We start from the raw sequence: 11,355 nt of genomic DNA on the forward strand, positions 1-11,355 counted from the left end.
ACAAAAAAAATCTTTTTTACAAGAAAAAAGCGGGAAATATCCCGCTTTTTCAAAATGGGTATACCCCATTAAATTGTAAAGAATGAAAGAATCTCTACAAATTATCGACGTAAACCAAGTTTGTTGATTAGTTCACGGTAACGAGTAACATCTTTGTTACGTAGATAAGTTTGTAAGTTACGACGTTTACCAACCATTTTTAATAATCCACGACGAGAGTGGTGGTCTTTCTTGTGAGTACGTAAGTGCTCGTTTAATGCATTGATTTCTGCAGTTAAAACAGCGATTTGAACTTCAGGAGATCCTGTATCGTTCGCATGTGTTTTGTATTCTGCGATAATTTCGTTTTTACGTTCTTGACTAATTGCCATTGTATTCACCTCATAAAATTTTTTAAAAAATCCCCGAATGCCGAGCATAGCGTCGGTGACTCGACTAGCCAAGCACAGGTTCATTTTTGATACGTTAAATATCTTACTATTTTATTAAGAAAAAATCAAGTTTAGGAAGTAATATTTACAAAATATTGTTTTGCGTTATCCTTATCTTGCGAGATTTGCGAGATTAATTCATCTAAACCAGCAAATTTTTTCTCACTTCGCAATCTTATAAACCACTCTACGCATATTTCACAATCATAAATCGTATCCTCAAAATCAAAGATATGCACTTCCACATTTGGTTTATCAGGTTTTTCATCGTGGAAAGTTGGCTTGTAGCCAATATTACATACACCATCATATGTACGATTATTTATAGTCGCTTTCACTGCATATACGCCTGTAGATGGAATAATATACTCATCACTAAGCTTTACATTAGCTGTTGGAAATCCCAGCTTTCTTCCCCGTTTTTCACCATGAATAACAACGCCTTTTGTAACATAATTTCGTCCAGTTAACTTGCGGAAACCTTCAAAATCACCCTCTAATAAAGAGCTTCGAATTTTAGTTGAACTGATTTTCTCATCATCCAAACTCAATTTAGGCACAATCGTTTGTGAAAGTACTCCTCGTGCATGAAAAGGTAGCGTTTCCATAGTTCCTTTTCCTAATCTGCCATATGAGTAATCAAATCCAGCTGTAACATGTTTAACGTTCAAGTTGATTAAACATTCATCAACAAACTGTTGTGGCAATAATGCTGCAAACTCTTTCGTAAAGTTTGCCACAAATAAATAATCAACACCTAGCTTTTCAATTAATGCAATTTTGTCTTCAATTGGTGTAATATAATGTACCTCTTGATTACTCCTCAGTACAGCAAGTGGATGAGGATAAAAAGTCATAACTGCCGAATTCCACCCATTTGCTTTCGCTGTCTCTATTGCTGAAGAAATGACTGCTTGATGACCCTTATGAACACCATCAAAAAAACCAAGTGCAATAGACAGCGGAGGGAAATCATCTTTAGTACATGTATGAGGATAATCTAGCTTTATTACTTTCAATTTCTTCTCCTCTTTCTTATAAGCCTTGTCTCTCTTATAAACCAGTTCGTAAAACCTTAACTGGCTTAATATAATCAGGCTTACTAGCATGTATTTTATAGATAGCCAAAGCAACATCTTTATAGAATAATACAAAGTGTTCCTCTGAATCAACGCGTAAATCTTCTGGTTTTTGTAAAACCGATCCGTTAAAAACTTTCATAGCTAATGTATCATTAATCTTCATTTTCGGCAAATGAGATAAACCGTACTCTAACGGTCGTAACAACTCTTGCTGGCGCTCCTCAAGAACATATTGTTCCACTTGCTCTAATGTAAAACAATCATCGAGTGTGAAGCTAGAAGACTGAATACGAATCAAATCAGACATATGTGCAGGGTATCCTAGTAATTCGCCTATCATAACAGCTAATGTTCGGATATATGTACCTTTTGAACATTTAGCTCGAAAACGAAACGAAATTGTTTCTCCCTCGAAAACATCCCTATCATCTAATAATGTTAGTTCATAGATGGTAACTTTACGACTAGGGCGTTCAATTTCGATACCAGCACGAGCATATTCATATAGTTTCTTCCCGTTTATTTTCACAGCAGAAAACATAGGCGGTGTTTGTTCTATTTCACCCGTTAATGTTTGTAATACTTGAAGTATTTCATTTCTTGAAAAAGCTTGTGTTACAGGCTTTTGTTCAACGACTTCTCCGCTACGATCCTCCGTTGTCGTCGAGAAACCAATCGTTACTTCTCCTTCATATGCTTTTCCTGCATCCGTTATATACTGCGCTATTTTCGTTGCGCGACCGATGCAAATAGGAAGTACACCAGTAACGTCTGGATCTAATGTACCTGTATGCCCTACTTTTTTCGTTTTCAATAGCTTTCTTAATTTAAACACACAATCATGCGATGTCATACCTTTAGGTTTATTAAGAGGTAAAATCCCTTCCACATTACACACTCCAATTTAAACTTACTTTTCTTCTTTAGAAAATAGGCTGACTCCATTTATTCTTTTTTCAAAAGAACGGTTGAAGTCAGCCTATTATATATTACTCTTCGTTATTTTTATCGTCTTGTTCAGTATGAATTTGGTGAATTAGGTTCTCAATGCGATGACCGTATTCTAACGACTCATCCCATTCAAAAGTGATTTCAGGCGTAATACGTAATCGGATACGCTTACCAATTTCAGAACGAATAAATCCTTTTGCTTTAGCAAGACCTATTAGCGTATTTTGTTTTTGATCTTCATTTCCAAGTACCGATACGTATACAGTTGCTTGTTGAAGATCACCTGTTACTCGAACATCAGTAACCGTTACAAAACCGATTCTTGGATCTTTTAATTTACGCCCAATGATTTCGGTTAATTCTTTTTTCATTTGTTCACCAACACGATTTGCACGAAGGCTCATAACTTTCACCTCGTTTTATTAAAGCCATTGAATATCTGTTAAAGTTCGTTCAATTTCTGGAAAGGAATCGACAAACTTTAACGCACGTTGTAATTCCTTCTCAGATGCAACATGAGAAGAAGAGACTGTGACAACAGAAATCTTCGTTCGTTGCCACAAATCTTGATAATCCACTTCAGCTACAGAAACATTAAACTTGTGCTGTAGCCTCGTAATTATACGTTGTAAGACTGCTCTTTTCTCTTTTAACGAATGCGCATCATAAATGATGGCTTCGAATTCAGCACATACGATCACTTACGTTCGATTTCTACCATCACGTAAGCTTCAATGATGTCGCCTTCTTTAAGATCATTATAGTTCTTGATTGTAATACCACACTCATAACCTTGAGCAACCTCTTTCGCATCATCTTTGAAGCGTTTTAAGGCATCAACTTCACCTTCATAAACTACTACACCATCACGAATGATACGGATGCCGCTATCACGAGTGATTTTACCATCAAGTACATATGAACCAGCAATCGTACCAACTTTAGAAACCTTAAACGTAGTACGTACTTCCGCTTGTCCGATTACCTTCTCTTCGAATTCTGGGTCAAGCATACCTTTCATTGCTGATTCGATTTCATCAATTACTTTATAAATAATGCTATATAGACGAACATCAACTTGTTCAGACTCAGCTGCACGTTTTGCATTAACATCAGGGCGAACGTTGAAGCCAATTACAATTGCACTTGAAGCTGTAGCAAGCATAATATCATACTCAGTGATCGCACCTACGCCACTGTGGATGATTTTAACTTTAACACCTTCAACGTCGATTTTTTGCAATGAAGCTGCTAATGCTTCCGCAGATCCTTGTACGTCTGCTTTCACGATTAGGTTAATTTCTTTAACTTCACCTTGCTTCATTTGTTCAAATAAGTTATCAAGTGTTACAACAGCTTTTTCACTACGTTGAGATTGAACTTGTTGTTGTGAACGAGCTTCCCCAACTTGACGAGCTGTCTTCTCATCTTTAAAGACAACGAATAAGTCACCTGCTTGAGGTACTTCATTCAAACCAGTAATTTCAACAGGAGTTGAAGGAGCTGCATCTTTTACACGACGACCAATATCATTAACCATCGCACGAACACGTCCAAATGCGCTACCTACAACGATTGGATCACCAATACGAAGAGTACCGTTTTGAACAAGTAGTGTAGCAACCGCTCCACGACCTTTATCTAATTGAGCTTCGATTACTGTACCAGTTGCAAGCTTGTTAGGGTTTGCTTTATACTCTTCTACTTCACTAACAAGAATGATCATTTCTAATAATTCATCAATTCCTTCGCCCTTTTTCGCTGACATAGGAACGAAGATAGTGTCTCCACCCCATGCTTCAGGAACAAGACCATGCTCAGTTAATTCTTGCATGACACGATCAGGATTTGCTGCTTCTTTATCCATTTTGTTTACTGCAATAATGATTGGTACTTCTGCCGCTTTCGCATGGTTAATCGCTTCAACCGTTTGAGGCATTACACCGTCATCAGCTGCAACTACGATGATTGCGATATCCGTAACTTTTGCACCACGAGCACGCATTGTAGTGAAAGCTGCGTGACCAGGTGTATCAAGGAATGTAATCTTCTTATCGTTAACTTCGACTTGATATGCACCAATATGCTGTGTGATTCCACCAGCTTCGCCTTCAGTCACTTTCGTGTTACGAATTGAATCAAGTAAAGTTGTTTTACCATGGTCAACGTGACCCATAATTGTTACAACAGAAGGACGCTCATCCGTGTTTGGTGCCGCATCTTCTTCACTTGCAGTGTATGCTTCTAAGTCCGTTTTATCGATGATGATTTCTTCTTCTACTTCAACACCATACTCCGTACAAATCAACTCAATAGCATCTTTATCTAAGCTTTGGTTAATCGTAGCCATTACGCCTAATAAGAAAAGTTTCTTAATAAGTTCAGATGGTTCACGGTGTAATTTTTTAGACAGTTCACCAACAGTTAAAGACTCAGAGAACGTAATTTTTGCTGGTAATTCTCTTTCTTTTCTTGGTGTATGCATTTGTGGCACTTTATTTGTATTTTGATTATTTCTTTTACCATTTTTTCTTCTATTTTTGTTAAATGGCGTTTGACCACTTTGTCCAGGTTTCTTATTCTGTCCAATTGGTGGCTTTTTCTTTAATTTTTGTACAGTTACAGTATTTTCAACATGACGATCTTCGTACTTGTTCTCAACAACTGCATCGTCCGCAGTTGGTTGCGCTTGAGTTTGTTTTGTATCTTGTTTACCGTTATATGCTTGATCTAATTTTTTTACTGTAGGATCTTCGATTGTGGCCATATGATTAGTTACCTCTATATTCATTTCTTTTAGCTTTTCAATTATCTCTTTACTTGATACATTGTACTTCTTTGCGTATTCATACACTCGTACTTTACTCATACGTTCACCCCCGTATAAATTAATGCACCAACGTTCTCAGCTTTTTAGCAAATCCTTCATCCAGGATTGCTATTACAACGCGTGCATCTTTACCAATAGCGTTGCCCAGCTGCTCTCTATTCTCTACTCTTACTAGAGGAACGTTATAATAACTGCATTTATCGGTTATCTTTTTCTCGGTATTGCTTGAAGCATCACTCGATAATAGAACCAATTTGGCTTTACCATTTCTCACTTCTCTTATAACGAGTTCTTCTCCAGTTGCTACTTTCCTTGCTCTATATGCTAATCCTAAAAACGATGCCCATGCTGGTTGATTCATCTGTTAATTACTTCTCCTTTTCCACAAGTTGAAGTAGATCATTATAAAGACTAGGATCGATTGTCGCGTCTAGATGTCGGGATAGAACATCCTTTTTCTGTGCTGTTAAAATGGCTTCTTTGTTCAAGGAAATATACGCTCCACGCCCTGATTTCTTCCCAGTAGGGTCGATTGAAACCTCCCCTTCTTTTGAACGAACAATACGAATCATTTCTTTCTTTGGCTTCATTTCACCAGTAGCAACACATTTACGTAATGGAATCTTTTTACGACTTGACATATCTATCACCTCAATTAATTGATATCTTCATCGTCGCTGTATAAATCGTCATAACTATCATCAATGCTTGCTCGGCTTAATAAAGCATCATCTTCATCATGTCCGCTTAAGAAATCTTCTTGTTCGTTCAGCAATGATTCGTCAGCTTGAACAGGATAAATGCCTGCTTCTCTAGCATCTGTTTCACTCTTAATGTCGATTTTCCAGTTCGTTAACTTTGCAGCAAGACGGGCATTTTGACCACGTTTACCAATTGCTAAAGATAATTGATAATCAGGCACAATAACTGTTGTAGCTTTCTCATCTTTACTCACTATTACTTCTAACACTTTTGATGGACTAAGTGCATTTGCAACGAATTCAACAGGATCTTCTGACCATTTAACAATGTCAATTTTTTCACCTTTTAACTCATTTACAATCACTTGAACACGTTGACCTTTTTGCCCTACACAAGCACCAACTGGGTCAACATTTGGAATATCTGTGCTTACAGAGATTTTTGAACGATCTCCTGCTTCACGAGCTACAGATTTAATTTCAACTGTTCCGTCAAAAATTTCAGGAACTTCTGTTTCAAAAAGACGTTTTAACAAACCAGGATGTGTTCTAGACACAAAGATTTGTGGTCCTTTCGATGTTTTTTCAACTTTTGTGATAAATACTTTAATGCGATCATGTGGCTTGTATTGTTCGTTCGGCATTTGCTCACTAGCTGGTAACAATGCTTCAATTTTACCTAGGCTTACATAAATATAACGTGAATCAACACGTTGAACGATTCCATTCATAATATCTTCTTCACGGTCGATAAATTCAGAATAAATAATGCCTCTTTCTGCTTCACGAACTCGTTGTGTGACCACTTGCTTAGCAGTTTGAGCAGCGATACGTCCAAAGTCTTTAGGTGTTACTTCTAATTCTACTACATCTTCTACTACATAGTTTGGATTAATTCTTCGAGCTTCCTCAACCGAAATCTCAAGACGTGAATCAAATACCTCATCTACAACGTCTTTTCGAGCTAATACTCGCATTGTTCCTTTACCCAGGTTTAAATCAACGCGCACGTTTTGCGCTTGGTTAAAGTTACGTTTATATGCTGATACAAGTGCAGCCTCAATTGCTTCTACTAATACATCTCTTGAAATACCTTTTTCCTTTTCTAAGAGAATCAGAGCATCTAATAATTCACTGCTCATCTGTTAATCCCCCTTACAACATTTTCTTTTATCATTTTATGAAAAAGTAACAGCAAGTCGTGCTTTTGCCACTTTTTCAGTAGGTATTGTAATTTCTTTCGTTCTTGTTTTAATTTTGATAGATAATTTAATTTCAGTTTCATCGTATGAAAGCAATGTACCTTCAAACTCTTTGCTACCTTCAATCGGTTCATACGTTTTAATATTCACATATTTACCAATTGATTTTTGAAAATCTTTTTCATTTTTTAAAGGTCGCTCTGCACCAGGTGATGAAACCTCTAAGAAATAAACGTGAGGAATCGGATCTGTTTCGTCTAGTTTTTCGCTTAATTGCTCACTCACTACACTACATTCATCAATGTCCACACCCGTATCTTTATCTATGAACACGCGCAGAAACCAATCCTTGCCTTCTTTAACATATTCCACATCAACTAATTCTAATTGATGTTTTTCTAATATATCAATTAAAAGCTCTGCTACCAGATCAGTAACTTTTTGACTCAAATAAACCCCTCCTATCAATTAAAGCAATTTTACTTAACAGACTTACTATACCCGCTCTATTCAGGAATACGACCTCCACTAATAAACGACAAAATAGAGCTACATATTCCAATAAAGTGGTTGATAGGTGTATTACCATTTCCAACAATGATTACTTGCACCTTATGTAAAGAACCTTCGTATGCTCTTGTTAGTTTTCTCGAAGAAAGTTATTCATACTCCTTTCTTTTTGAAAAAACATATCGATACAATACGAAAGAGTGGGTTTCCCCACTCTTGGCCTGTGTCTCTTCTTAAGTAATTCTTACTAAAAATATACCATAAAAGAAACCTTTATGCAAACGCACTTCCGTTTCTTGAAGTTTTTACACTTGACAAAACGTTAGGAGACTAAATTGCATTTTGTTATTTTTTAGAATAGCGATAATTGATTTTGATCTGGTAATGCCTCTAAACAACCTTGCTTATCAAGATATTCAATAATTGTTTTAGATACCTTACCTCTTTTTTGTAAATCTTCTTTTGAAAGGAACTCTCCTTCACTTCTAGCATTAACAATTGCTTCTGCTACGTTTGTCCCTAGTCCAGGAACAGAATTGAATGGAGGAATTAGCGTATTGCCTTCAATAATAAATTCAGATGCATGTGATTTATAAAGATCAACCTTTTGGAATGCATACCCACGTTCACACATCTCTAACGCAAGCTCCAATACAGTTAATGTATTTTTTTCTTTAGGAGATGCGTCAAGCCCTTTAGCATTGATTTCTTCTATCTTAGCACGAATCGCCATCGAACCTCTAGCCATCGCTTCAATATCAAAATCATCCGCACGAACCGTGAAGTAAGCCGCATAGTATAGTAACGCATGATGAACTTTAAAGTATGCAATACGCACAGCCATAAGTACATAAGCGGCTGCATGGGCTTTCGGGAACATGTATTTTATTTTTTTACAAGAATCAATATACCATTCAGGCACTTCATTCTTTCGCATTTCCTCTTCAAATTCTTCCGATAACCCTTTACCTTTACGAACCGATTCCATAATTTTAAATGCTAATGATGGCTCTAATCCTTGATAAATTAAATAAACCATAATGTCATCACGACAGCCAATAACTTCGCTTAAGTTACAAGTATTATTATGAATTAATTCTTGTGCATTACCTAACCAAACGTCTGTACCATGGGAAAGTCCAGATATTTGTACAAGCTCTGAAAACGTAGTTGGCTTCGTATCTTCAAGCATTTGACGAACAAATCGTGTTCCAAACTCTGGTATACCAAGCGTACCTGTTTTACACATAATTTGCTCTTCTGTTACACCTAATGATTCTGTTCCACTAAAGATTTTCATTACCTCGGGATCATCTGTCGGAATGGTCTTTGGATCAATTCCACTTAAATCTTGAAGCATACGAATAACGGTTGGATCATCATGTCCAAGTATATCAAGTTTTAACAAGTTATCATGAATAGAATGGAAGTCGAAATGCGTCGTTTTCCATTCAGCACTTTGGCTATCTGCCGGAAATTGAATTGGTGAGAAATCATAAATATCCATATAATCAGGAACAACGATAATTCCACCTGGATGCTGACCAGTTGTTCTTTTAACACCTGTACAACCAGCAACTAAACGGTCTACTTCAGCAGCCCGTATGTGTAAATTATGATCAGAAGCATATCCTTTCACATATCCATAGGCTGTTTTCTCTGCAACCGTACCAATTGTTCCAGCACGATAAACATAATCCTCTCCAAACAGCACTTTTGTATAATTATGCGCATGTGGTTGATATTCACCTGAGAAGTTCAAATCGATATCGGGAACCTTATCCCCTTTAAATCCAAGGAAGGTTTCGAACGGTATATCATGTCCATCCTTTTTAAACGCTATCCCGCAATTTGGACAATCTTTATCAGGTAAATCGAATCCAGAACCAACCGATCCATCATTAAAGAACTCTGAAAGCTTACATTTCGGACACACATAATGTGGAGGCAACGGATTTACTTCAGTTATTTCTGTCATCGTTGCAACAAAAGACGAACCAACCGAACCACGAGAACCTACCAAATAGCCATCGTCTAATGATTTTTTTACTAGTTTATGGGAAATCAAATAAATAACGGCGAATCCATGACCAATAATACTTTTTAATTCTTTTTCAAGTCTTGCTTCTACGATTTCTGGTAGTTCTTCACCATAAATGCTGTGTGCCATATCATAACTCATTTTACGCATTTCTTCATCTGAGCCAGGAATCTTTGGTGTATACAAATCATCCTTAATCGGCTTAATAACATCAATTTCATCTGCAATTAAGTTTGAATTATCAACAACAATTTCCTTCGCTATCTCAGGACCTAGAAACTTAAAGCACTCTAGCATCTCATCCGTTGTTCTAAAATGAACATTCGGCAGTTTATGTCGATTTAATGGATTCGCTCCACCTTGCGAGCTTACTAATATTTTGCGATAAATCTTATCATTAGGATTTAAATAATGGACGTTTCCTGTAGCAACGACAGGTTTCCCCATCTTCTTCCCAAGTTTTACAATGTTACCGATAATACTTTCAAGCGACCTTTCGTCACGTACATATTCTAATTCAATTAAATGAGCATATACTTCTGGTGGCATAACCTCAAAGTAATCATAGAACTCCGCGATAGACTCTACTTCATCCGGAGCTTTTTGCATCATACCTTCAAAAACTTCACCTTTATCACATGCAGATCCTACAATAAGGCCTTCACGATGCTTTTCGAGTACAGATCGAGGAATTCGTGGTACACGATAGAAATATGACATATGTGCTAAAGAAATAAGCTTAAATAAATTCTTCAATCCCGTATCATTCTTCGCAAGCAAAGTACAATGATAAGGTCTTGAACGTTGGTATGCTTTCCCTTCACCCATATGTTCATTAAATTCATCGTGATACTGTATACCCTTTTCCATTGCATCTTTTAGCATTTTAATCAGTAAATGTCCTGTAGCTTCCGCATCGTAAATCGCGCGGTGATGTTGCGTTAAATTAATATCGAATTTCTTAGCTAAAGTATTTAACCGGTGATTCTTTAACTCAGGATAAAGGAATCGCCCTAATTCTAATGTATCAATTACTGGATTTGAGGCTTTATCAAATCCTATCTTTTTGTAACCAACATTTAAGAATCCCATGTCAAAGCTCGCATTATGTGCTACGAGAACATCGTTTCCAGTCCAATCTTTGAAACGTTTTAGTACTTCCGCCACTTCAGGGGCATCCTGCACCATATCATCCGTAATACCTGTTAAATCAATAGTCGTTGCAGAAAGTGGGTGATGAGGATTTGCAAACGATTCAAATGTATCAATGATTTCCCCATCTTTTATTTTTACAGCAGCCAACTCGATAATCGTATCATATACAGCAGATAAACCTGTCGTTTCTACATCAAAGACTACATAAGTGTCCTCTTCTAACAAACGATGCGCTGAATTATAAGCAATCGGCACACCATCATTAACCAAGTTCGCTTCAATACCATAAATAATTTTAATATCATTTTTCTTACCGGCACCAAACGCCTCAGGGAACGACTGGGCAACAGCGTGGTCTGTAATAGCTACAGCCTTATGTCCCCATTTTGCCGCCTGTGCTACAAGCGACGAAACAGAACTTACCGCATCCATTTGACTCATCGGTGTATGCA

General features: G+C 37.0%; 11 protein-coding genes. All 11 read right to left on the reverse strand.

What is annotated here, in order from left to right; genetic code table 11:
* Positions 1 to 101 precede the first annotated feature (101 nt).
* A complete protein-coding gene (gene rpsO / locus V7014_RS01130; protein ID WP_205061070.1) occupies positions 102 to 371 on the reverse strand; it encodes a 30S ribosomal protein S15 in 270 nt (89 codons plus the stop codon).
* 131 nt (positions 372 to 502) lie between these two features.
* Positions 503 to 1,450: a bifunctional riboflavin kinase/FAD synthetase gene (ribF, locus tag V7014_RS01135; RefSeq protein WP_335503116.1), complete on the reverse strand. Its 948-nt coding sequence runs from the start codon at positions 1,448 to 1,450 to the stop codon at positions 503 to 505.
* Between the two features lie 34 nt (positions 1,451 to 1,484).
* A complete protein-coding gene (gene truB, locus V7014_RS01140; protein ID WP_335503119.1) occupies positions 1,485 to 2,402 on the reverse strand; it encodes a tRNA pseudouridine(55) synthase TruB in 918 nt (305 codons plus the stop codon).
* 100 nt (positions 2,403 to 2,502) lie between these two features.
* A complete protein-coding gene (gene rbfA / locus V7014_RS01145) occupies positions 2,503 to 2,868 on the reverse strand; it encodes a 30S ribosome-binding factor RbfA (protein WP_335503122.1) in 366 nt (121 codons plus the stop codon).
* Positions 2,869 to 2,886: 18 nt separating this feature from the next.
* Positions 2,887 to 3,165 (reverse strand): DUF503 domain-containing protein, encoded by a 279-nt coding sequence (locus V7014_RS01150; RefSeq protein WP_335503125.1) that lies wholly within the window; start codon positions 3,163 to 3,165, stop codon positions 2,887 to 2,889.
* On the reverse strand, positions 3,162 to 5,333 hold the full coding sequence (gene infB, locus V7014_RS01155) for a translation initiation factor IF-2 (protein ID WP_335503128.1): 2,172 nt from the start codon (positions 5,331 to 5,333) through the stop codon (positions 3,162 to 3,164). Before infB ends, V7014_RS01150 begins: the two co-directional genes overlap by 4 nt.
* 19 nt (positions 5,334 to 5,352) lie before the next feature.
* Positions 5,353 to 5,655, reverse strand: coding sequence for a YlxQ family RNA-binding protein (locus V7014_RS01160; protein WP_335503133.1), 303 nt, complete (start codon positions 5,653 to 5,655; stop codon positions 5,353 to 5,355).
* A gap of 7 nt (positions 5,656 to 5,662) precedes the next feature.
* Positions 5,663 to 5,935: an RNase P modulator RnpM gene (rnpM, locus tag V7014_RS01165; protein ID WP_335503136.1), complete on the reverse strand. Its 273-nt coding sequence runs from the start codon at positions 5,933 to 5,935 to the stop codon at positions 5,663 to 5,665.
* Between the two features lie 14 nt (positions 5,936 to 5,949).
* Entirely contained in the window at positions 5,950 to 7,137 is a 1,188-nt protein-coding gene (nusA, locus tag V7014_RS01170; protein ID WP_335503140.1) for a transcription termination factor NusA, read from the reverse strand.
* Between the two features lie 36 nt (positions 7,138 to 7,173).
* Positions 7,174 to 7,647: a ribosome maturation factor RimP gene (gene rimP, locus V7014_RS01175; protein WP_335503145.1), complete on the reverse strand. Its 474-nt coding sequence runs from the start codon at positions 7,645 to 7,647 to the stop codon at positions 7,174 to 7,176.
* 412 nt (positions 7,648 to 8,059) lie between these two features.
* The coding region (locus V7014_RS01180) for a PolC-type DNA polymerase III (RefSeq protein WP_335503148.1) at positions 8,060 to 11,355 on the reverse strand (3,296 nt) is incomplete at its 5' end.

Origin of the sequence: Bacillus sp. JJ722 (genome assembly GCF_036963345.1) — a bacterium.
GTDB lineage: Bacteria > Bacillota > Bacilli > Bacillales > DSM-1321 > Bacillus_AD.